Consider the following 22,336-nt stretch of genomic DNA (forward strand, 5'->3'; position numbering starts at 1 on the left):
CTCTACCCCGAAATATGCGACGCATAGACGCCCAGGTGCTACATACCAGCAATAGCCCGTATCCAATCAATAATGAACAGGAGCCGCTCATTGAGGGCAGCAAGGTATGAAACAATACTACCGGCCAGAAAGAAACCGAACGCCAGCAGCAATATCCAGCGCCCTACACTCGCCACCAGATCAATCCACCGCTGCCGGTTTGGATTGGACGAGCGGGTCAACGAAAAGGACAATAAGGTCGCTATCGAGCCAATAAGTAAGACAATACTCCCCAGAATTGCTACCGGTGATGAAAGATCAGATCGAGTTGCATCGAGCACCTGCGGGAGTATCGTTCCAACAACGGCACCACCAACCACCAGTGCAGCGCCCACACCAAAAACGAGTGCTAACGGCAGATTGGCCAGCCACGAACTGGTCTGTTGACCACTTATCCGCGTCAACAATAATGCCGCCAGAAAGAAAGGAGTCAGGCGTAGCGTCAGCAATACCGGTTGATCGCCGGCAGCAAGCACATCAATCACTGCCGGTCGCAACACCTGATGATATATCACCACAAATGCGTAGCCTAAAGCGACACCAACAAACAGGTATTGGACCAACCGAAAGGCCGGTGTATCGCCCAGAACACGGCTGAAGACCAGTAGCGTAAGCAAGATCGGAATAAGGTTGATTGCAATGTCCATCAGCCTCTACCTCGTGCCAGGCGTCGCAACTGCCCAATCCCAACAATGAAGGCCCCCAATAGCAGGACGCCAACAAACGCTATCGTTGCCCATGTCTGGTAGGAAAGCTCAGGTGTTGCCAGGTTATCAGCCTTTCCGGCAGCCAGCAAATCACTGGCACCACGTTGACCGGCAACCGCATACACATTGGGTAGGCGCGTATAGGGTAGCACTTGTGGATAGACCTCTTGCGGGAGCAAGAATGCAATCGGCACCTGCGGAGCGGCACTATGAATCTGCTCCATCCAGGCCTGTACATCCTGAACCTGATCGGCCATCACCACAATCATCGCCAGATCACGTAGTGACTGAATGCGTGGCGTTCCATCTGAGCGCGTAGCCAGCAAGCCGGCAGTCGCATCCTGGCCGGTATAGTCACGACGCAACTCTGCCCGCAAATCTATCGCCATACTGCGCAATGCCAGTTCACCGCCTGGACGATACCCCAGCAAGACGTAATCACGACCGCCGAAGATCACACCATTTTCGTTGTTGTAGCCGGCTGATCGTAACGGCCCAATCACATCAAAGGCAAGCAATGATCCCTGGAGATCGGTACTGACGATAATCAGTTTTGTCCGATCCGCAGTTAATCTGGTGAGCAGCACATCTTCAAGTGGACGCAGCTCAGCGACACGCTGAGCACCCCATTCATACGCTACTAAAACCACATCCTCACTGCTCAGACCGGCAAGTTGTTCGTTCAACGCAACAGCCACCGGCGACGGTTGAGCGCGATTCGTAAACGTGGCAGTGAGACCGGGAATAGCGATACCGATCAACACAGCGATCAGCAGTACCACTGCCAGCCACTGTTCCAGGGTCGGTAAACGACGCCGAACGATTACTGGACGTTCAACAGGCAGGATTGCCGGTAGCGGTGATTGCAGGAGTCGTTCAAGCAATGCAGCAGCGGCAATTTGATCATCGGTGCGCTGTGCAGGTGCAGGAGGTGGTGGCTTTACAACAACCACGTCAGGCCCTGCAACGACCTCTTCTTCCTCCTCGGCTTCGCGGTGGCGCAGACGTTCCAGCCAGTCAGACAAGGGAGTAATGGCAGGCTCAACAGCTCGTTCGGTCGAGGCCCGCAACCATGGCGGTAGCTCAGCACCGCTGAAGAATTCGTCGCTGGTTGAACTTGTAGTGAGCGAAGGTTCGGCGATTGGTGCATTCTCGGCTGGAGCTGATTGTAACCAGGAGATGGCCTCCGCTGAGACATCTGCTGTCAACCAATCAGGAGTATCAACCGGAGCAGTTGAAGCTTGCTGCAGCCAGTCCGGAACATCACTTCCAGCCGCCGGTGCCGACTCTTCCTGCAACCACACCGGTACGTCGCTACCCGCCGCTGGAGCGGCCTCTTCCCGCAACCACGCCGGTACGTCGCCACCCGCCGCTGGAGCCGCCTCTTCCCGCAACCACGCCGGTACGTCGCTACCCGCCGCTGGAGCCGCCTCTTCCCGCAACCACGCCGGTACGTCGCTACCCGCCGCTGGAGCGGCCTCTTCCCGCAACCACGCCGGTACGTCGCTACCCGCCGCTGGAGCGGCCTCTTCCCGCAACCACGCCGGTACGTCGCTACCCGCCGCTGGAGCGGCCTCTTCCCGCAACCACGCCGGTACGTCGCTACCCGCCGCTGGAGCGGCCTCTTCCCGCAACCACGCCGGTACGTCGCTACCCGCCGCTGGAGCGGCCTCTTCCCGCAACCACGCCGGTACGTCGCTACCCGCCGCCGGTGCCGCCTCTTCCCGCAACCACGCCGGTACGTCGCTACCCGCCGCCGGTGCCGCCTCTTCCCGCAACCACGCCGGTACGTCGCTACCCGCCGCTGGGGCTGCCTCTTCCCGCAACCACGCCGGTACGTCGCTACCCGCCGCTGGAGCGGCCTCTTCCTGCAACCACGCCGGTACGTCGCTACCAGCCGCTGGGGCTGCCTCTTCCCGCAACCACGCCGGCACGTCGCTACCCGCCGCTGGGGCTGCCTCTTCCCGCAACCACGCCGGTACGTCGCTACCAGCCGCTGGAGCGGCCTCTTCCCGCAACCACGCCGGTACGTCGCTACCCGCCGCCGGTGCCGCCTCTTCCCGCAACCACGCCGGTACGTCGCTACCCGCCGCCGGTGCCGCCTCTTCCTGCAACCACGCTGGCGCTTCACTGGCGGCAGCCGGCCATTCGTCGGCAGCGGGGGCCTCGGCCTCGCGCAGCCAGGTTGGGATGTCACCCTCTCGCTCTGCCGGGGCCGCCTCTTCCCGCAACCACGCCGGTACGTCGCTACCCGTCGCTGGGGCGGCTTCTTCCTGCAACCACGCCGGCGCTTCACTGGCGGCAGCCGGCCATTCATCAGCCGCAGGTGCCTCGGCTTCGCGCAGCCAGGTTGGGATGTCACCTGCGCGCTCTGCCGGCGCCGCTTCGTCTTGCAACCACGCCGGCGCTTCACTGGCGGCGGTAGCCGGCCATTCGTCGGCAGCAGGTGCCTCGGCCTCGCGCAGCCAGGTTGGGATGTCACCTGCGCGCTCTGCCGGTGTCCCTTCTTCCTGCAACCACGCCGGCGCTTCACTGGCGGCAGCCGGCCATTCATCAGCCGCAGGTGCCTCGGCCTCGCGCAGCCAGGTTGGGATGTCACCCTCTCGCTCTGCTGGAGCCGCTTCGTCTTGCAACCACGCCGGCGCTTCACTGGCGGCGGCAGCCGGCCATTCATCAGCCGCAGGTGCCTCGGCCTCGCGCAGCCAGGTTGGGATGTCACCCTCTCGCTCTGCTGGGGCCGCTTCGTCTTGCAACCACGCCGGCGCTTCACTGGCGGCGGCAGCCGGCCATTCATCAGCCGCAGGTGCCTCGGCCTCGCGCAGCCAGGCTGGGATGTCACCCTCTCGCTCTGCTGGAGCCGCTTCGTCTTGCAGCCACGCTGGCGCTTCACTGGCAGCAGCCGGCCATTCGTCGGCAGCAGGTGCCTCGGCCTCGCGCAGCCAGGTTGGGATGTCACCCTCTCGCTCTGCTGGGGCCGCTTCGTCTTGCAGCCACGCTGGCGCTTCACTGGCAGCAGCCGGCCATTCGTCGGCAGTAGGTGCCTCGGCCTCGCGCAGCCAGGTTGGGATGTCACCCTCTCGCTCTGCTGGGGCCGCTTCGTCTTGCAGCCAGGCCGGCACTTCACTGGCAGCGGCAGCCGGCCATTCATCAGCCGCAGGTGCCTCGGCCTCGCGCAGCCAGGTTGGGATGTCACCTGCGCGCTCTGCCGGTGTCCCTTCTTCCTGCAACCACGCTGGCGCTTCACTGGCGGCAGCAGCCGGCCATTCATCAGCCGCAGGTACCTCGGCCTCGCGCAGCCAGGTTGGGATGTCGGCAGAGGCTTCAGGCTCAGAACCGGCAGGCGTCAACCTCGAAGGAGCAGACAGATCGACACCTTCCTGCCCGGGGACAACAGCACGACTATCGGCCAGCAACGTTGGCGCATCAGGTGCAATCGCAGGTGAAGTCGGCGATAGAGAAGACTCATCTTCGAGCAGCCAGGAAGGCAAATCAAGACGCACCGAACCCGGTGCCGCAGGTGGCTCATCACCAGCAACATCCTGTAACCAGGCCGGTAGAGCCGGTGCCGAAGGATCAACAGGCGGTGGCTGAGCCGAGGAGAGCCAGTCAGGACTATCGGTCGCGACAACCGTCTCAGCATTTGCAGCACCGGCTCGCGCCCAATCATCCTCTGAGGCCAGTCTGGCCAACTCATCCAGCCAATCGGTTGGAGTCTTTTCAGACGCTTCCTTCGCTTCAACCGGAGGGGTCGTCTCTGCCGGAGGTAAAGACGCTAAGGCTTGCGAGACATCCTCTTCACTCAACTCACGCAACCAATCGGGAACACCGGCGTTTGGATCAGGGGGTGCCGGTTCTGGCGACTGTTCTGCTGAAGCTGGCTCAACCTCATCTTCATGACCCATACTGCGCAGCCAATCGGTCGGGCCGACCGGCATCCGCAGGCGCGAACTCGTCGTTGGTGGCGGTTCAGACGGTGTCACCGGGCCAGTCGACGTCTCACCCCCCAACCCTTGCAGCCAGCCGGTGGCCCCAAAGGTTGAAGGGCGTTCAGCCGGCGGTTCAGCCTCAACACCACCTAACCATTCAGCGGCGGAACCGGTATCAGCAAGCGGATCGGCAACCTCGGCTTGCAATTCGGCCAGCCAGTCGGGCACACTTGCCGATTCGGCTGCCGACTCAGAGGCTGGTTCAGGTTCAGTAAGCCAGGCAGGCGGATGGTCTGTTGCCGGCGTCGGGGCTGGAGGGGTAAAACTATCAATACCGCGCAACCAGGCCGGCGTCTCATCAGCGGCGTCGGTTGGCGGTGGAGGCAAGGGTACATTACGCAACCACGGTGGTAGGTGTTCCATAGACATTCGGGTGCCGCTACCCAACCGGATCAACGGTCGGCATACGGCATATCAAAACCAATTAGCAGACGGACTCCGGCCACCAGCGCCCCAATCGCCGAGCCAAGCAGCAGACCGCGCGCTCCAGCCGCAACCAGATAGTCATTCACCCATTGTACCGTCTGCCCAATTATTGGCACGAGAGTTAATGGTGGCAACTGAATAATCAACGCTATAAGCGCCACAGCTACCACAAACACAGCCTCGATGCGGCCACTACGCATTGCGCGCAACATGGCACTGAGTGCAAAAAACGAAAGCAGCGCTAACAGACTGGCGGCTAACGGTTCATAAATCAGACGAAAAACAGTACGGATCGGTGGATCAGCCAGAGTTGTCGGTAACGACAAACCGGTTGCAGTACGGGTTGGGTAGAAGATTCCAGCCACAATCACCACGATCATACCGGCCAGAAGCACGAGGCTGTACCCGGCCTCCGCTGATCGGCTACGAGCACGACGTAGATGAACGAAAAACACACTTAACACGCCAATTGCAACCGCAATCGCTGTTATCAATGCTGCCCAGCGCACCAAAACGACAGCTATCGTACTTACTGCCGGGCCAGCACCGACAAAATCGAGCAGCACAATCAGGCCGCTAACCCCGGCAATTAACACAGTGATAAGCTGACGTGGATTGCGCAACGGAGATGACATTACCTCACCATCCCGGTAAAGCCGGCCATCCAAATGCTACCCGGATCAGACCGTATCCGAAAGCTATCAACATAAGCCAGATGACTATTGTGCGCAGTGTATCGTGAGTAAGTAACCGGGCCTGTGGGGCAGGTGCAGTCGTGAGATGTGCTTCAGCAGCGTACAGCTCTTCGCCGGCCAGTACATGCGGCGTTGTAATGATCATCAATCCCAGTGCCGATGGGTGCGTACTGCCCAGCACCTGTGGTATCGCCCGCTGAGCGCCGGTTTCAGCCGCCAGCAACACCTCTTGCCCAAATGCCCCGCTGAGCACACTGGCTTCCAGTTGCGCCTGGCGATAATGTGCCGCAACAGCAGTCGCGTATGCCATCGCATCAGCATGCGCCCACAACTCAATCTGGCGCGGATCAAACGACTGAGACTGCCCCAACGTTTGATAAGCCTGCCGTACCACCCCGCGCAAGGCTAAATGGGCGACTGCATCAGCCGAACTGACCTCAATCGCTGCCCCGCCAGCCGCAGCCTGACTGGCGGCCTGGCCTATCATACTCAGACCGGCCAACAGCTCGGCTGTACTGGCCCGTTGTCCTTCTCCGGCACCAATGGTGCTTGCCCCTGGCGAGAGATGAACCGGTCGTCCAGTTTCGGCACTGCGCGCAAGAGCAGAGCGCAGCATATCAAGGGCGGGTAACGAGCGACGTTCCGGTAAACGACCAGAGAGCGCACGGGCATGATGTAGCCAGACCAGAGCGACAACGAAGATCAGTGTAACAATTAAGAAGATTGCCGGCAGGGTCATGAATATCAGTTCCTTCCTTCCGCCAACAAGCAATCTTTTACAGGCTAATGACCAATTTCTTATTGAGTTTAACCCACGAGATCGGGTTTGTCAATTATTTTCCGTGATCAGTTTTGAAGACATACTGTTGATCAGTCTTCGCGCTGCAAACGACTCTGCACCAAATCACGTAATGCCGGCCAATGATCGGGGACAGTGAGCGTATCAGCAATGACAGCCCAACGGGTTCCATGCAGCAGAGGCACGAACGCCTGTACGATCTGACTACAGACCACATCGAACGGTGCTGCTATATGCAAAAGCATTGCGACCGGCACATTAAGACCGGCTCTTTCAATCTGATCGGCCAGTTGTTGCAGCGGATGCAGCGGTTGCATGGGGCGGTTGCTCCACTTCGCGACGCAAAGCCTGTAGAAATTCCATTGCCAGCTTCTCGAAGCGTTTACGCTGGGTCGAATCGATGAGATGAGCCACCAGATCGGGCAACTCCAACTGATCCAGACGCTCGATACGGTAACGACCATCCCCTAGCGGGATCAGGCGACAGCGATTAACACCTTGAAATGGTGGAAAGCTAATGCGAAAACGGGTTGCCCGACTGAGTGGTGTATAATCAATTACTTCCATATCGGCGTGCACGAGTAGACCGTGCAACTTAAACCGATACCCCTGGCGAGGATGCTCGTTGGGAGGCAACTCGATACGCACCCGCTCCAGCGACGGCATCCAACGCGGCCAGTTGCCAAAATCATCAAGCACCGCCAGCACCCGCTCCGGCGGCGCCGTGGTTACAGTCGTTGCGGCGATCTCGTAGCGGATCATCTCGTCATACCTTTATCCTGTCGCTAAGCATACCATGTGATCAGAGTTCATCGCCAAAGGCAATCCCCAAACTCCGTGCACAGAGCACCAGGTCGCTGTGAGGACGTACCCGATTCAGGTGGCCGCAGGCTTCGGCCAACGGCACCGTTACAATGTCTTGCCCGCGGAGAGCCACCATTTCGCCATAGATGCCACGAGCTGCCGCCTGCACTGCTGCTGCACCATAGCGGGTCGAAAGCAGGCGATCATAAGGCGATGGCGAACCACCACGCTGTAAATGTCCCAAAACGACAACCCGAACCTCTTTGGCGGTCAGCTTTTCGAGCTGTTCACCAACCCAGTGACCAATTCCACCCAACCGGCCTTCGGCGATATACATCTCGCTACCACCACGAGGGCGGGCACCTTCAGCCACAACGATGATGCTGAACGAGCTACCCTGCTGGTCACGCGCCATAACCTTCTCGGCGACTCGCTCAATCGAAAATGGAATTTCCGGAATCAAGATGACATCTGCACCACCAGCCAGACCGGCGTGGAGAGCGATCCAACCGGTATGCCGGCCCATAACTTCCAACACCATGACGCGATTATGGCTGGCAGCAGTGGTGTGTAACCGATCAATCGCATCGGTTGCTACCTGCAACGCTGTATCGAAACCGAATGTACGATCAGTTCCGGCAAGATCGTTATCAATCGTTTTCGGTACGCCGATCACCGGTGCACCCAATTTATGCAGTTCAAGAGCAATCCGCTGCGTCCCCTCACCACCAATAGTGATCAAGGCCCGCAGCCCCATCTCCTCAATCGCCTTTACCGCACGAACATACGGATCGGCCTCTGACAGCTCATCGCTCCGGCGTGGGCCAAAATGCCCCTTGTTGGTTGTGCGCAGGATTGTGCCACCCCGCGGCAATAATCCCTGTACATCAGCATTGGTAAGTACCCGGTAGCTCTTTGTCCCTAATAAACCCTCAAAACCATCGTGAATACCGATCACTTCCCAACCCAGACCGGACGCCGACTTGACGACTGCACGGATGACGGCATTGAGTCCTGGCGCGTCACCGCCACTGGTAAGCACGCCGATCCGCTGCTTTTTGCTCGCCATGGCTTACCCCTTTGGATTTGCGTTATCGTTTCAACCCGACAAACAGATTATACCACTCGCAACTATGTTTGCGAGTGAAAGACTGGTTTTTTCGGGTTGTCAGATAGCTATGCGAGAAGTCCTGCCCTGACAGCGCATTACCCGGTCGTAGCCAAAACAAGGTGCCTGACTGGTGATTGTCATCGTTGCCAGACTGTTTGCGTACCACCATCGTATCGGCTATAATGAAAAAAAGCGAAGAGGCCAGCGTCCCTGGCGGACACTGGCCTCTCGTAGTGAAGATCGGATAATGTGTTATCGTGTCTTCGCCAATGTACGCATGCAGCGGGTGCAGATGCGAACCTGGACGGACTGGCCGCCCGGTACCGTCAATGTCGTCTTCTGAATGTTGGGACGCCAGATGCGGTTCGTGCGGCGCTTCGAGAAGCTGACATTATGACCAAATGAAGGTTTTTTACCGCAAAGTTCACAGGTTGCCATACGTTTACTCTCCGAAAGATACATCTTTGTAACAGTCACACTTTGTGAGACTATACCATATTGCATTCGCTTTGGCAAACCGCTCCGAAAGACAGGGCAGACCATGGCTACAATGAAAGTGATTACCGACGGCGCAAGCGACATTCCGTTTGAGGTTGCGCACGAACTTGAGATTGAAGTGGTGCCACTGCTGGCACGTATCGATGACCGTCTTTATCGGATTGGCATTGACATCAGTGAGGATCAGGTCTACGATCAACTCTTTAGCGGTAACCAGCGGGTCGAGATCGTTAAACCAAACGCAACGACCTTTGAGCAGCTCTACCGCAGCCTGTTAGGACGCTACGATTATGTCTTTTCGATTCACCTGAGCCGGCATCTCGGCGAGATTTACAGTGAAGCACTGGCCGGCCGTTCCCGCTTGCCGGCGTCGAGTACCCGGATCGAGATTATCGATAGTAAGCTGGCCGGTATGGGACTCGGCTCGGTGGCCATTGCGGCGGCACGGGCTATCCGTGATGGCATGACACCGGCTGAGGTGAACGAACGGATCGGACAGACAATTCGCCATACCCATACGGCATTTTTCGTCGATACGATGGAGTACCTTGAGCAGAGTGGACTGCTTACCTTCAGTGGTTCGCTGATTGGATCGATGCAGCGGATTAAGCCGTTGATGATTCTCGATGAAGGCGAAATCGTGCCTTACGAGCGCACGCGCACACGGGCGAAGGCGATAGAAGGTCTGTTTACCTTTGTCGAGGATTTTCCGCACGTTGAAGATGTGATCATTCACTACGCGACGACGCCTGAAGATGTCGAGAAACTGCTCGAGAAGCTAGACCCCATCTTTTCCCGTGATCGAGTCCAGGTGTCGCGGATGGGGCCGGCAATTGCTGCCTGCCTCGGTCCCGGTGCAATGGCAGTGACCGCGTTTGAAGGTTTCGATGAGGCATGACCGAGGCTGAGCGACAGCAGGTTATAGCGCTCGGCAGGCTACTGGCCGCCGAGCGCCGTGATGGATGCGCTGATCGGGTGACAACTGATGGCCTGGTGGCGTACCTCAACCAGTGGAGTGCAGCGGCAGGGAGTGCAGCACGTTTGCCCGCTGTTCAGCGTGCACTTGGTTGTCTGGTCGGCTACGATGGCATGACGCTGGTCGAGCGGGATCAGGCGTTGGCCGAGGCAATCGAAATCCTGCGCTCACTCTTTCGCACTGCCCCTACTGCACCGGTTGAAACAACAGTGCCGCCATCGCCGGCAGTCGATCCTACAGCCAATGCCGGCCACGTACCGGTAACTAAGCGCAACACTTCTGCCCGTCAGTCACGCAAGCGAGCAGCTAACGTTGACCAGCGCCCGCTGGCTGAACTCAATCTCGATGCACCGCTTGAGCAGATCGCAGGCATCGACTGGCGGCTGGTCGGTGGTTTTCGGCGCCTGGGAGTGCGTACTATCCGCGATCTGCTGTACCACTTTCCCCGGCGCTACGATGATGTGAGGAACCGGCGTTCGATCAGCGAATTACAGGTCGGGGCCGAGGAAACGGTGATCGGTGAGGTGACCGATGTGCGCACTATCGGCGCCGGCCCCAAATTGCGGGTACGAGTCGAGGTCAGCGACGAGACCGGATCAATCGAGGCGATCTTTTTCAATCAACGCTGGATTGCGCAGCAGATTCGGGTTGGGCAGACGATTGCGCTCAGTGGCAAAGTGACAACCTTTGGCGGGAAGCGGCAGTTTAGTAGTCCACGCTGGGAACGTTATACACCCGATCCTGATGCACTCTTACACACTGGCCGCCTGGTACCGATCCATCCCTTAACCCAGGGCTTGCACGAGAACCAGGTACGTCGCTTCATCAAGCAGGTGGTTGATACAATGGCCCCACAGGTCGAGGATCATCTGCCGCCTGTGCGCCTCCAGCACGCCAGATTGCTACCGCTAGGTGAAGCACTGGCACAAATCCATTTTCCGACCGACCATACCAGTCTGGCTGCGGCACGTCGCCGGCTGGGGTTTGACGAATTTCTGTTTATTCAGATCGGTGTGTTGCAGCGTAAACGCCTCTGGCAGCAGGAGATGGGCTATGCCTTTACCATCGACTCGCAGGTACACGCCGAACTCCAACGCCTGTTGCCGTTTCAATTGACCACTGCCCAACAGCGGGCAATCGAGGAAATCTTTAGCGACCTCCGCCGTCCATCACCGATGGCTCGCTTGCTGCAAGGCGATGTTGGCAGCGGTAAAACGGTGGTGGCCGCAGCCGCGCTGCTGCAGGCCGTTGCCAATGGCTTCCAGGGCGCACTGATGGCACCAACTGAAATTCTGGCCGAGCAACACGCCAAAAACCTGAAACAGCTTCTCAGCCGGGTGCGCGTGCCACGTAAGACAACCTCAGCCACTGCTTCTTCCGCGTATCAGCAAGCCGATTGGCGATCACTGCTCGATCCTGAAGAAGCAGCGCAACTGGCTGAGATTATCTCCATTCTCGGCATGTCGCCCGAAGAGGATATGGGTGGGCACGGAGTACGGGTCGCTTTGCTCACCGGCAGCCTGGGGACACGCGAGCGACGGCGGGTGCTGGAAGGGATTGCGCGCGGCGAGATCGACCTGGTGGTAGGCACCCATGCCCTGATCACCGAAACGGTGCAATTTGCTCAGCTAGGGCTGGTGGTGGTTGACGAGCAGCATCGGTTTGGTGTAGAGCAACGTCTGCGCCTGAAGAACAAAGGCTACAATCCGCATATGCTGGTGATGACTGCCACCCCGATTCCGCGCACGCTCACGATGACTATCTACGGCGATCTGGACGTATCGGTGCTCGACGAGCGTCCACCGGGCCGACAAGAGATTCGGACAAAACGGGTGGGCCGGGCTGAGCGAGCGAAGGTCTACCGGCATATTCGGAAACAGGTCGCTGAAGGACGCCAGGTGTATGTCATCTGCCCGCTGGTTGAAGAGAGTGAAAAACTTGACCTGCCCTCAGCCGAAGAGATGTATGAACGCCTTCAGCACGAAGTCTTTCCCGACTTGCGGGTGGCATTGCTGCACGGCAAACTATCGGCCCGCGAGAAAGATGATGTAATGCGGGCATTTCGCGATCACCAGTACGACATTCTGGTCGCAACTGCGGTGATCGAGGTCGGGATTGATGTGCCGAACGCCACCACGATTGTTATTGAGGGTGCCGAACGGTTCGGCCTGGCGCAATTGCACCAGTTTCGCGGGCGTGTCGGACGTGGTCATCATCAGAGTTACTGCATCCTGATCAGCGACAGCGATAATCAGCAGTCAAAAGAGCGATTGGCGGCGCTTGAGCAAACAACCGATGGCTTCAAGCTGGCCGAAATTGATTTACAATTGCGCGGGCCGGGTGAATTTTTCGGCACGCGCCAGAGTGGTACTCCCGATCTGAAGATGGCCCAACAGGGCGATACCCGTCTGCTGGCCGAAGCGCGGGCATTGGCCGACGCCATTCTTGCCGATGATCCTGAACTTAAGCGTCCTGAACATGACCTTTTGCGGCGAAAAGTGAATGACTTTTGGGCTGCGGCGACGCAGTCCGGTTGAAGCGATGAGGCTTGAAGATGCAGGTACACACTATCAGCATCCCCCCGGCATTAGGTGAGGCGACGTTACTGGAATGGCTGGTTGCCGTTGGCGAGTCTGTCACACCGACAACGCCGCTTGCCCGTGTCTTAACCGCACACGCCGAGTGGGTTATCCCGGCTCAGTACGTAGGAATTGTGGCTGAGCACGTGGTGGCCGCAGGGGCAACAATCCCGGTAGGGGGAGAACTGGCCCGTTGTACTCCGCCACCACGGGTACGGGCGACGCCCCTGGCCCGCCGGCTGGCAACCGCGTTGGGGGTTGACCTGACGGCTCTCGCCGGAAGTGGCCCCGGCGGTCGCATCATGCGTGCCGATGTTGTCAAAGCTGTGGATGTAGCTTCCGGCTCATCAGACTCTCTCCCTCCACCGGCAGTGGTAGGAGATACGGTGCATGCCAGAGCGGTAGCAGATGCAACGGTCGGTACGATTGTGTCGTCGACCACTGAGCTACGAATTGTTGATGCGCAGCCGGTACCACTTGCCGGCGCGACGGTTGCGGCTGTGGATGTTGCTTCCGACTTATCAGACTCTCTCCCTCCACCGGCAGTGGTAGGAGATACGGTGCATGCCAGAGCGGTAGCAGATGCAACGGTCGGTACGAATACGTCGTCGACCATTAGGCTGCGCATTGTTGATGCGCAGCCAGTCCCGCTTGCCAGCGCGACGATTGCGATTGATCTGCAATCGGTGTTGCACCAATGCCGGGTGCAGAACGCGACGTTTGCCAGGTATGGCCTGCAAGCGACCCCTCAGAGCGCTCTGATCGCAGCCGCAGCCGGCCTCTTTCCTGAGCATCCTCTGATTAATGCCGCCTGGACTGAGACGGCTATCGTACTGCGCCATCGGTATCACGTAGCTGCCGGTTTAACCGATGGCCGCTGGGTGTTGATTCGCGATGCCGGTGATCTTAACGAACGTGGCATTGCCCGCGCCTTGACCGGAACGGGTCACGATCTGGGGATGGCAACCTGTGCGATTGCCGTGACTGCTGATTGGTGGCAGATCACGCCGCCCTTGCCGGGAACGGTAGCAGCATTGACGCTGAGCGAAGCGCAGCTTAAGCCGGTGGCCCTCGGTGATACGACGATTGCAGTCGGGGCAGTGGCACACCTGAGCCTCTGCTACGATGCGCGGGTGCTTGATCATCCGACGGCGATGGCATTTCTGAACGCGCTCTGTCGGCGGCTCGGTGTCAGGCCGCTAGCCGAACCGCAAGAGGATGAGGTCGGTCTTGTGTCATCAGGCATTGCCTGAAGCACATCGTTTGGGGAGCACGTCGCAGGAGCGTACAAGGCGCAGGGAAGCGACTATTTTATGCGCGGAAATCAGTAGGGGCACGGCATGCCGTGCCCCCTACGATTCCTGTCATACTAGCGCTAGCGTCCGACAGTGCATCGTTCAGGTGCAGTATCAGGGTAATCGTTGGCTGGTGTGTCGTGACTTCTATGCTAGCGGATGTGATCAGGATACTACCAGTACCGACCCACCGTGGTGGGACATGCACAACCGCAGTGCCAGGGCAACGTTAGCTTGTACGTCCGGTGAGGCGAGCCGGAGGCTCGCGCTCCCAGGACACTACCAGCATTGGCTCGTTGTTCACACGAACATCATCCGAACCGACCAGAGATGTACTGCTCGGTGCGTTCGTCCTTCGGGTTCTGGAAGATTTGTGATGTCGGGCCATACTCGATGAGTTGACCGGCACGATCACTATCCATCAGGAAGAAGGCCGTATAGTCAGATGCGCGTGACGCCTGCTGCATATTGTGGGTCACGATCACAATCGTATAGCGCTGACGAAGCTCAAACATCAGCTCTTCAATCTTCAATGTCGAGATTGGATCAAGAGCTGAACATGGCTCGTCCATCAGGATCACTTCCGGCTCCACCGCCAGGGCACGAGCAATGCAGAGTCGCTGTTGCTGCCCACCAGAGAGCGATAAGCCATTCTGGTTCAGCTTATCTTTCACCTCATCCCACAAGGCAGCACCACGCAATGAACGCTCGACCAGCTCGTCCATTTCGCGCTTTGAGAGGCGCCAGCCATTGATACGCGGGCCATAGGCGACGTTCTCATAGATGCTCTTCGGGAACGGATTTGGTTTCTGGAAGACCATACCGATCCGACGGCGTACATTGACCGGATCAACACCCGGCGCATAGATATTCTCGCCGTGGAACAGGATTTCTCCTTCCACCCGCGCCGATGGTACCAGGTCGTTCATGCGGTTGAAAGAACGTAGCACCGTACTCTTGCCGCAGCCTGAAGGACCAATCAAAGCAGTAATGCGATTCTTTTCAATCGCCAGATTTACATTCTTCACTGCACGAAATGAGCCGTAATAGACACTCATGTTGCGCGCTTCAAGCGCATTTGGATTATTATGATCTAAATCGTGGACTGTCATTGCCAACCTTCACTTGTGATTAGTAGCGCTTCTGATAGCGATTACGCAGATAGATCGCCAGCGCATTGATTGTCAACAAAATTGTCAGCAATACCAGAATACCGGCAGCCGCCAGCGCACGAAATTCATCCTGTGGTCGCGACGTCCAGTTGAAAATCTGGATCGGCAAGACGGTAAAGATATCCAGGATATTGCGCGGCAAGAATGGCACAAAGGTCAACGCTCCAATGGTGATGAGAGGAGCAGTTTCGCCAATTGCCCGCGAGACGGCCAGAATACTACCGGTAAGAATACCACCGATGGATTGCGGTAGAACGACGTGCCAGACAGTCTGCCAGCGGGTAGCACCCAGAGCATAACTGGCCTGTCGCAGGCTTAGCGGTACTGCGCGGATCGACTCACGCGATGCCACAATGATAATCGGTACAACCAGCAACGCCAGGGTCAAGGCACCGGTGAGAATACTACGACCGAGCAGGAGCCAGCGGGCAAACACTTGCAGACCGAGCAGACCATATATGATTGACGGCACTGCCGCCAGGTTACTGATATTGATTTCAACCAGACGGCTAAACCAGTTATCACGGGCATACTCTTCAAGATAGATAGCAGCCGCAACACCGAGTGGAAAAGCAAACAGGATGGTCAGAGAGATGGTATACAGCGTGCCGACAATTGCTGCCTTTGCACCGGCCCGCTGCGGAAAGCGCGAGTCAAAGTTGTTAAAGAAATCCCAGGTGAGCCAATTAGTTCCACCGCTAAAAATACCGGTGGCTCGATTGATCACATCTAGTATCAGAATGAGCAGAACGCCCAAACCGAAAATAATACTCAGCCAACCAAAGATGGTCAGCAATGTTCCCTTGAAATGACGCCACTTCAGATTACCGCCACCCCGATCAACGATAGGCTCGGCCGTCTGAGCACTCACGCGAATCTGTTCCTGTGCAGACATTAATCGTAAACCTCCCGGAACTTGCGCACCATCCAATAACTGAAGATGTTGAGCACAAAGGTGAAGAGGAAGAGTGTAAAACCAACCGCGTACAGCGTGTAATAGCTGAGTGAGCCATACGGTGTGTCACCCAAACTGACCTGGACGATGTACGAGGTCATTGTCATCACCGGCACCGTTGGATCGAAGGTAAAGCGGGGATTTTGCCCGGCAGCAATGGCGACAATCATTGTTTCACCAACAGCCCGTGAGAAAGCCAGGACAATCGAGGCAACAATACCCGAAATGGCTGCCGGTGCTACGACTCGTGTAGCAACCTCAAATCTGGTAGAACCCAGCCCATACGCTGCTTCACGGAGCGAGTTGGGTACTGCCGATAACGCATCTTCACTCAATGAAGCGACAAACGGTATCAGCATGACTCCCATCACAAGCCCGGCACCGAGTGAATTAAAGATGCTGAGGGTTGGAATGAAGTTCTTGAGAAATGGTGTTACCACTGTGAGAGCAAAATAGCCGTAGACTACAGTTGGAATACCGGCAAGGATTTCAAGCAGAGGCTTCACCGTGCGTCGAATGCGATCTGAGGCAAACTCACTCAGGAAAATCGCCGCAATCAGGCCAAGCGGCACCGCGACAACCATTGCAATCGCAGAAGTAAGAACGGTTGCCGACACCAATGGCCAGATGCCGTACTTCTTGATCGAGAAAAGGGGTGTCCATTCCGTTTCGGTGAGGAATTCGACGATAGAGACTTCTCTAAAGAAAGCAATTGTTTCAAAGAGGAGCGAAAAGACAATTCCAGCAGTTGTGAGAATAGAAACGGTTGCTGCTATAGTCAGCAAAATTTGAATGATTTTCTCGCCAATAGCACGAGCCTGATTTGGTTGTCTACGGAGGTCAAAAACAGCCACGCAATCCTCCTTGTCAGAAGATGGTTTTCTTTTATCTCTAGCCTACCACAGAGATGCGGTATGAGCAAGCGCCATCGGCTTGCTCATACCGCCATCATCTCTCTATCTTACTTTCCTAAATACCGATCCAGGGTCAGACCAACTTCCTCACCGGGCTTTACCAGCGTTCCCACGACACGGTCATTGAAGCGCTTGGCAATCGCGGCATACAGCTCATCCGACAGTTTCACGTAGCCAACCTGTGGGGTCTGAATGATTGGGGTGAACTCCGGGCTGAGGTAGAAGTTGACGAACGCCTGTACCTCTGGTCGCTCAGCGGCTTCCTTATTGACGTAGATGAACAGTGGGCGTGACAGCGGCTGATAGGTAGCGTCAGCAATCGTCTCGAAGCTCGGCTCGACACAACCGTTGCCATTGTCAACCGCAATCGGCTTGATCTTGCCCTGGTTCTCAACTACGTAGGCGTAGCCGAGATACCCCATCGCGTTCAGGTCACCACTCACGCCGGTAATCGTCACGTTGTCATCTTCGGTGGCCTGATAGTCACCACGACTTGCCTTGGCCTCGCCGACAATCGCTTCGGTGAAGTAGTCGAATGTACCCGAGTCTGTCCCGGCACCCAACAGCACCAGTGGCCGATCCGGGAACCCTTCGCGCACCTGGTTCCAGTTCGTGATGACCCCTTGCGCTGCCGGCTCCCAAATCTTCTTCAGCTCGGCCACGGTCAGACAGGTAGCCCAGTCGTTCTGCGGATTGACCACTACCGACAGACCGTCATACGCCACCGGCAGCTCGATGAACTCGATCCCGTTCTGCGCACAGATGGCCTGCTCCTCCTCGCGGATCGGGCGTGAGGCGTTCGAGATGTCCGTCTCGCCGTTGCAGAACTTCTTGAACCCGCCACCGGTGCCCGAAATGCCCACGCTCACCCGCACATTCGAGGCCAGTCGCGAGAATTCCTCGGCAGCAGCAGCGGTCGGCGGATACACCGTTGATGAACCGTCAATAATGATGTCACCACTTAGCGTTGCGTAGTCAAAGGTGGGGGCACTCGACGGCAGCGGTGGCATTTCGCCGGTCAGGTAGCGATCCAGGGTCAAACCAACCTCTTCACCGGGCCGTACCATTGTGCCCAGCACGCGGTCATTGAAGCGCTTGGCAATCGCGGCATACAGCTCGTCCGACAGTTTCACGTAGCCAACCTGCGGGGTCTGAATGATTGGGGTGAACTCCGGGCTGAGGTAGAAGTTGACGAACGCCTGCACTTCTGGTCGCTCAGCGGCTTCCTTATTGACGTAGATGAACAGTGGGCGTGACAGCGGCTGATAGGAAGCGTCAGCAATCGTCTCGAAGCTTGGCTCGACACAACCATTGCCATTGTCAATTGCAATCGGCTTGATCTTGCCCTGGTTCTCAACTACGTAAGCGTAGCCGAGATACCCCATCGCGTTCAGGTCACCACTGACACCGGTAATCGTCACGTTGTCATCCTCGGTGGCCTGATAGTCACCACGGCTTGCCTTGGCTTCGCCGACAATCGCTTCGGTGAAGTAGTCAAATGTACCCGAGTCTGTCCCGGCACCCAACAGCACCAGCGGGCGGTTCGGGAACCCTTCGCGCACCTGGTTCCAGTTCGTGATCACGCCCTGCGCTGCCGGCTCCCAAATCTTCTTCAGCTCGGCCACGGTCAGACAGGTAACCCAGTCGTTCTGCGGATTGACCACCACCGACAGGCCGTCATACGCCACCGGTAGCTCGATGAACTCGATCCCGTTCTGCGCACAGATGGCCTGCTCCTCCTCGCGGATCGGGCGTGAGGCGTTCGAGATGTCCGTCTCGCCGTTGCAGAACTTCTTGAACCCGCCACCGGTACCCGAAATGCCCACGCTCACCCGCACATTCGGTGCCAGCCGTGAGAATTCCTCGGCAGCAGCAGCGGTCGGCGGATACACCGTTGATGAACCGTCAATAATGATGTCGCCACTCAACGAAGCCAGCTCAGAGGCAGGCGCAGTTGGCTGGGCTGAAGCCGCAGTTGGCTGGGCTGGAGCCGCAGTTGGCTGGGCCGCCGGCTGCGGACCACAGGCAGCAATGACCGGTACGATCAGTGCTATCAGCATAAGGCCGTAGATCCATCGTTTCGGGTTTCCTACCATAGTGAGTGTCTCTCCTTCAACTACTGTCTGCAATCTGCAAGCGCAAGCGGAGGCCAGGGCTTGACATCGCCTGGCTACCGGCACTTCAGGGTGCGCCACTCTGTGGAATGCAGAGAGCAACGCTTGCAGCGATACAATACACGCGCCGGTTTAAGACAGCATCATTGGATTGTTAAGTGAGTATTAAATACAGGTGAACGTTCGAGGGATGAAACGCGAGTCAGTGAATTGATTCCATAACAATGTAAGGTGCAATCTGCGGCAAGGTTTGTTATGTCGCATTTTACCCAACAATGTGCGTCACTCAGGGATGATAGCCGTGCTGAAGAGTCATTACTCTGCGCCACGGCAAGCCTATTGGAAAAGGGTATCCTCGCCGGCGTGGGATACCGCAATGGTCTGCGACACGCCCCACCCCCACCCGCTCCCGCTGGGGGCGGGAGTCACGGGGCAAGATAGCGCCCGCAGTCGCGAGTTGGGGCAAGCGCGCCGGAGGCGCGCGCTCCCAGGCGCTACCCCGCTGGACGCAGGAGCGAGTTGGGATGCGACACGCCCCACCCCCACCCGCCCCCGCTGGGGGCGGGAGTCGTGGCTTGCGCAGTCGCGAGTTAGGACAAGCGCGCCGGAGGCGCGCGCTCCCAGGTATTACCCCGCTGGACGCAGGAGCGAGTTGGGATGCGACATGCCCCCACCCCCACCCGCCCCCGCTGGGGGCGGGAGTCGCCGCGCAGGATGGCTTGCGTGGTCGCGAGTTGGGACAAGCGCGCCGGAGGCGCGTGCTCCCAGGTGTTACCCCGCTGAACGCAGGAGCGAGTTGGGATGCGACACGCCCCCACCCCCACCCGCCCCGCTGGGGGCAGGAGTCGCCGCGCAGGATGGCTTGCGTGGTCGCGAGTTGGGACAAGCGTGCCGGAGGCGCGTGCTCCCAGGTGTTACCCCGCTGAACGCAGGAGCGAGTTGGGATGCGACACGCCCCCACCCCCACCCGCCCCGCTGGGGGCGGGAGTCGCCGCGCAGGATGGCTTGCGTGGTCGCGAGTTGGGACAAGCGCGCCGGAGGCGCGTGCTCCCAGGTGTTACCCCGCTGAACGCAGGAGCGAGTTGGGATGCGACACGCCCCCACCCCCACCCGCCCCGCTGGGGGCGGGAGTCGCCGCGCAGGATGGCTTGCGTGGTCGCGAGTTGGGACAAGCGTGCCGGAGGCGCGTGCTCCCAGGTGTTACCCCGCTGAACGCAGGAGCGAGTTGGGGCAAGGGGGCAAGCGCGCCGGAGGCGCGCGCTCCCAGGCAATAGTTATGACTTCCACTACACCAGTCTTGAGATGACTGGATCAGCGACTAATCTGCGGCACGTAGATACTGTAGACTGCTTCAACAACCTGCACCTGTGTGCTCCCCACTGCACTGCCTGGGCCACTGAGGGTGACTGTCAGCGGGCCGAGATCAGCCACATCAGTCATCGTCAGGGTGAGCCGTAACCGCTGGCTATCGAGGAAGGTGGTTGAACGCGGTTGACCGTCGATAAATGCCTGGGTAGCATTAGAGAAGTCAACACCATGCAGGATGAGCGGTGGCGGTAATTGATTGCGGGCTAATAGCGAAGGGGTCGCAACCAGAAATACCTGCAATTCAAATGCGCCGAGATCGCAGGCGTTTAGTTGCGGGCGAGCAACTCCTCGTTGGTCGGTTGGCGGGCAGCCGCTACCGGCATCACGGGCCGGGCTATCAGCAGGAATGGCCATTGTCATCGTCAATCCACCATATGCTGCCAACGGCTTGAGCAGTGGATCGCGAAACTGGATATCGCCCGTCTGAGATGGTGCGCTCTTGCCGGCAAAGCAGGTGACATCGTTCCAGAAACTTGCCCCGGTGAGACGGGGTGGGTATTGCAGGCTACGACCATCATGCGTCAATTCACGTGAGCAATGCTGTTGAATGTTCCAGCCATTGCCACCGTTTCCGGCGGTGTTGTAGGCAAACAGGCTATTACTGACGCTGCCATTCCCCGAATGGCTGATTGCCCCACCGACCCAACCGGCATAGTTTTCGGCAAACGTGCTGGACTCGATGACGAATGGCTCAGGGCGATTGTTCAAGACGTACAGCGCTCCACCGTTGGCATTGAATCCGGTTCCTTCGGCGCGATTGGCAACGAAGGTCGAATTGACAATCCGTAGACGCACCTGCTGCGGGAAGGCAATCGCGCCGCCGGAACCATCTTCACGTGGATTACCGTCGGCACCCGGTGTGCGTCGGGCACGATTGGCATGGAACAGGCTGCCACTGATCAGAATCTCAGGATTACCGGTGCCAGTACCGATAGCTGTACCTCCACCGCCAATTGCCCCGCCCTGCGCACGTTGACCGCCAACTACAGCATTGGCGATGAATGAACTATCGATCACCTCCAGGCGGCTACTGTCTTCGTACAGATTAGCGTGAATGGCACCGCCCGAATTGTACGTCTGGTTCTGCTCGAAGCGACAACGAACGACACGTAAACGGCGATCCGGCCCGCCCAATCCATCAGCCGAAATCGCACCACCAAAACTGTCTTGCGGACGCGCTCCGATGGCGGTATTCCCCAGAAAGACACTATCTTCAACTGATAGACTGCTCTGCAACAAATGAATCGCACCGCCGGCCCCATTGTTGGCGTGATTGTTTTCAAACCGGCTATTGGTGACAATGACCGCACCACCACGACTGTAGATCGCACCACCGCCGTAATCATAGGCATCTCTGCCGGGAGGGACTGCGGTCAGAGTGGTTTGATTGTCGCGAAAGATCACTCGATCTATGACCAATGTGGGGGTGAAGGCAGAATTGGCCGCCGCGAAATAACTACGAATCGCACCACCACTGCCATCAACCGCCGACTGATCGGTACCACCACCGCTGGCCCGGCCACCGGTGATCGTCAGATTGCGCAGCTCAAGGCGGCTGGGACCAATATTCCCATAGGTGAAATGGTCAATAATCCGTCCGCCACCACCCTGCAAGGTGATTAATCCACCGCCATCGATCAGGGTCTGGGGTGCGTTGATGATCAGTGGCGAGTTAAGGACAATGGTATGCGAATTTGGACCGCAATTAAAGCTAACTTCGCCACCGCCGGTCACTGCGTTCACCAGTGCGGTAGCCGTGCAACTGGCCGGTGTACCGGTACCGACCACCTTTGGCGCAGCCTGTACCGGAATAGACGGCCAGAGAAATCCGACCATAGCGAACAGCAAACTCGCAAGGTGCAGCCAGCGATGAAGGTTCATAGCGCCTCGGTGAAGGG

The 22,336-nt window shown here is 58.1% G+C and carries 17 protein-coding genes; 4 read left to right on the forward strand and 13 right to left on the reverse strand.

What is annotated here, in order from left to right; genetic code table 11:
- Positions 1-38: 38 nt before the first annotated feature.
- The 7 genes from CAUR_RS01280 to CAUR_RS01310 all read right to left on the reverse strand — a co-directional run bounded on the left by CAUR_RS01280 (position 39) and on the right by CAUR_RS01310 (position 8,525).
- Positions 39-686, reverse strand: coding sequence for a hypothetical protein (locus tag CAUR_RS01280; RefSeq protein ID WP_012256161.1), 648 nt, complete (start codon positions 684-686; stop codon positions 39-41).
- Positions 686-5,095 (reverse strand): hypothetical protein, encoded by a 4,410-nt coding sequence (locus CAUR_RS01285; protein ID WP_242605015.1) that lies wholly within the window; start codon positions 5,093-5,095, stop codon positions 686-688. Before CAUR_RS01285 ends, CAUR_RS01280 begins: the two co-directional genes overlap by 1 nt.
- Before the next feature lie 29 nt (positions 5,096-5,124).
- Positions 5,125-5,793: a hypothetical protein gene (locus tag CAUR_RS01290; protein ID WP_012256163.1), complete on the reverse strand. Its 669-nt coding sequence runs from the start codon at positions 5,791-5,793 to the stop codon at positions 5,125-5,127.
- Between the two features lie 4 nt (positions 5,794-5,797).
- Positions 5,798-6,592 (reverse strand): DUF6754 domain-containing protein, encoded by a 795-nt coding sequence (locus CAUR_RS01295; protein WP_012256164.1) that lies wholly within the window; start codon positions 6,590-6,592, stop codon positions 5,798-5,800.
- Positions 6,593-6,723: 131 nt separating this feature from the next.
- Entirely contained in the window at positions 6,724-6,969 is a 246-nt protein-coding gene (locus CAUR_RS01300) for a hypothetical protein (RefSeq protein ID WP_242605016.1), read from the reverse strand.
- Positions 6,926-7,414, reverse strand: coding sequence for an SRPBCC family protein (locus tag CAUR_RS01305; RefSeq protein ID WP_012256166.1), 489 nt, complete (start codon positions 7,412-7,414; stop codon positions 6,926-6,928). Before CAUR_RS01305 ends, CAUR_RS01300 begins: the two co-directional genes overlap by 44 nt.
- Before the next feature lie 40 nt (positions 7,415-7,454).
- Entirely contained in the window at positions 7,455-8,525 is a 1,071-nt protein-coding gene (locus tag CAUR_RS01310) for a 6-phosphofructokinase (RefSeq protein ID WP_012256167.1), read from the reverse strand.
- A gap of 172 nt (positions 8,526-8,697) precedes the next feature.
- Here CAUR_RS01310 and CAUR_RS01315 point away from each other — a divergent pair, with 172 nt between their 5' ends.
- Positions 8,698-8,910 carry a hypothetical protein gene (locus CAUR_RS01315; RefSeq protein ID WP_162015768.1) on the forward strand — a complete coding sequence of 71 codons (213 nt, stop codon included), beginning with the start codon at positions 8,698-8,700 and terminating at the stop codon, positions 8,908-8,910.
- Here the strand turns inward: CAUR_RS01315 and rpmB are convergent.
- A complete protein-coding gene (gene rpmB, locus CAUR_RS22005; RefSeq protein WP_338067499.1) occupies positions 8,820-9,149 on the reverse strand; it encodes a 50S ribosomal protein L28 in 330 nt (109 codons plus the stop codon). The two genes, CAUR_RS01315 and rpmB, sit on opposite strands and share 91 nt — an antisense overlap.
- Between rpmB and CAUR_RS01325 the strand changes: the two genes are divergently transcribed.
- From CAUR_RS01325 to CAUR_RS01335, 3 genes are read left to right on the forward strand one after another with little or no spacing between them, the layout of a single operon-like run.
- Positions 9,109-9,963 carry a DegV family protein gene (locus CAUR_RS01325; protein ID WP_012256169.1) on the forward strand — a complete coding sequence of 285 codons (855 nt, stop codon included), beginning with the start codon at positions 9,109-9,111 and terminating at the stop codon, positions 9,961-9,963. The genes rpmB and CAUR_RS01325 overlap by 41 nt on opposite strands.
- The gene (gene recG / locus CAUR_RS01330) at positions 9,960-12,578 is read left to right on the forward strand and encodes an ATP-dependent DNA helicase RecG (protein WP_012256170.1); all 2,619 of its coding nucleotides are present in this window, start codon (positions 9,960-9,962) and stop codon (positions 12,576-12,578) included. Before CAUR_RS01325 ends, recG begins: the two co-directional genes overlap by 4 nt.
- A gap of 17 nt (positions 12,579-12,595) precedes the next feature.
- Positions 12,596-13,873, forward strand: coding sequence for an E3 binding domain-containing protein (locus tag CAUR_RS01335; RefSeq protein ID WP_012256171.1), 1,278 nt, complete (start codon positions 12,596-12,598; stop codon positions 13,871-13,873).
- Between the two features lie 353 nt (positions 13,874-14,226).
- Here the strand turns inward: CAUR_RS01335 and pstB are convergent, their stop codons facing one another.
- From pstB to CAUR_RS01360, 5 genes are all read right to left on the reverse strand, one after another.
- Positions 14,227-15,027 (reverse strand): phosphate ABC transporter ATP-binding protein PstB, encoded by an 801-nt coding sequence (gene pstB / locus CAUR_RS01340; protein ID WP_012256172.1) that lies wholly within the window; start codon positions 15,025-15,027, stop codon positions 14,227-14,229.
- Between the two features lie 19 nt (positions 15,028-15,046).
- Complete coding sequence (gene pstA / locus CAUR_RS01345) at positions 15,047-15,982, reverse strand: phosphate ABC transporter permease PstA (RefSeq protein ID WP_012256173.1); 936 nt, start codon at positions 15,980-15,982, stop codon at positions 15,047-15,049.
- The gene (gene pstC, locus CAUR_RS01350; protein WP_012256174.1) at positions 15,982-16,896 is read right to left on the reverse strand and encodes a phosphate ABC transporter permease subunit PstC; all 915 of its coding nucleotides are present in this window, start codon (positions 16,894-16,896) and stop codon (positions 15,982-15,984) included. The genes pstA and pstC overlap by 1 nt, the downstream gene beginning before the upstream one ends.
- Before the next feature lie 107 nt (positions 16,897-17,003).
- On the reverse strand, positions 17,004-19,052 hold the full coding sequence (locus tag CAUR_RS01355) for a PstS family phosphate ABC transporter substrate-binding protein (protein ID WP_012256175.1): 2,049 nt from the start codon (positions 19,050-19,052) through the stop codon (positions 17,004-17,006).
- A 1,329-nt stretch (positions 19,053-20,381) separates the two neighbouring features.
- Positions 20,382-22,319 carry a choice-of-anchor Q domain-containing protein gene (locus CAUR_RS01360; RefSeq protein ID WP_012256176.1) on the reverse strand — a complete coding sequence of 646 codons (1,938 nt, stop codon included), beginning with the start codon at positions 22,317-22,319 and terminating at the stop codon, positions 20,382-20,384.
- Positions 22,320-22,336: the final 17 nt, after the last annotated feature.

Origin of the sequence: Chloroflexus aurantiacus J-10-fl (genome assembly GCF_000018865.1) — a bacterium.
GTDB classification, from domain to species: Bacteria; Chloroflexota; Chloroflexia; order Chloroflexales; family Chloroflexaceae; genus Chloroflexus; species Chloroflexus aurantiacus.

Bases quoted from the DNA above. Each gene is read 5' to 3' on its own strand.
- CAUR_RS01325 (WP_012256169.1), top strand. From the start codon at position 9,109: ATGGCTACAATGAAAGTGATTACCGACGGCGCAAGCGACATTCCGTTT.
- CAUR_RS01310 (WP_012256167.1), bottom strand. From the start codon at position 8,525: ATGGCGAGCAAAAAGCAGCGGATCGGCGTGCTTACCAGTGGCGGTGAC.
- CAUR_RS01280 (WP_012256161.1), bottom strand. From the start codon at position 686: ATGGACATTGCAATCAACCTTATTCCGATCTTGCTTACGCTACTGGTC.
- CAUR_RS01360 (WP_012256176.1), bottom strand. From the start codon at position 22,319: ATGAACCTTCATCGCTGGCTGCACCTTGCGAGTTTGCTGTTCGCTATG.
- rpmB (WP_338067499.1), bottom strand. From the start codon at position 9,149: ATGTCGCTTGCGCCGTCGGTAATCACTTTCATTGTAGCCATGGTCTGC.
- recG (WP_012256170.1), top strand. From the start codon at position 9,960: ATGACCGAGGCTGAGCGACAGCAGGTTATAGCGCTCGGCAGGCTACTG.
- CAUR_RS01300 (WP_242605016.1), bottom strand. From the start codon at position 6,969: ATGCAACCGCTGCATCCGCTGCAACAACTGGCCGATCAGATTGAAAGA.
- CAUR_RS01290 (WP_012256163.1), bottom strand. From the start codon at position 5,793: ATGTCATCTCCGTTGCGCAATCCACGTCAGCTTATCACTGTGTTAATT.
- CAUR_RS01335 (WP_012256171.1), top strand. From the start codon at position 12,596: ATGCAGGTACACACTATCAGCATCCCCCCGGCATTAGGTGAGGCGACG.
- CAUR_RS01295 (WP_012256164.1), bottom strand. From the start codon at position 6,592: ATGACCCTGCCGGCAATCTTCTTAATTGTTACACTGATCTTCGTTGTC.
- CAUR_RS01355 (WP_012256175.1), bottom strand. From the start codon at position 19,052: ATGGTAGGAAACCCGAAACGATGGATCTACGGCCTTATGCTGATAGCA.
- CAUR_RS01305 (WP_012256166.1), bottom strand. From the start codon at position 7,414: ATGATCCGCTACGAGATCGCCGCAACGACTGTAACCACGGCGCCGCCG.
- pstB (WP_012256172.1), bottom strand. From the start codon at position 15,027: ATGACAGTCCACGATTTAGATCATAATAATCCAAATGCGCTTGAAGCG.
- CAUR_RS01285 (WP_242605015.1), bottom strand. From the start codon at position 5,095: ATGGAACACCTACCACCGTGGTTGCGTAATGTACCCTTGCCTCCACCG.
- pstA (WP_012256173.1), bottom strand. From the start codon at position 15,982: ATGTCTGCACAGGAACAGATTCGCGTGAGTGCTCAGACGGCCGAGCCT.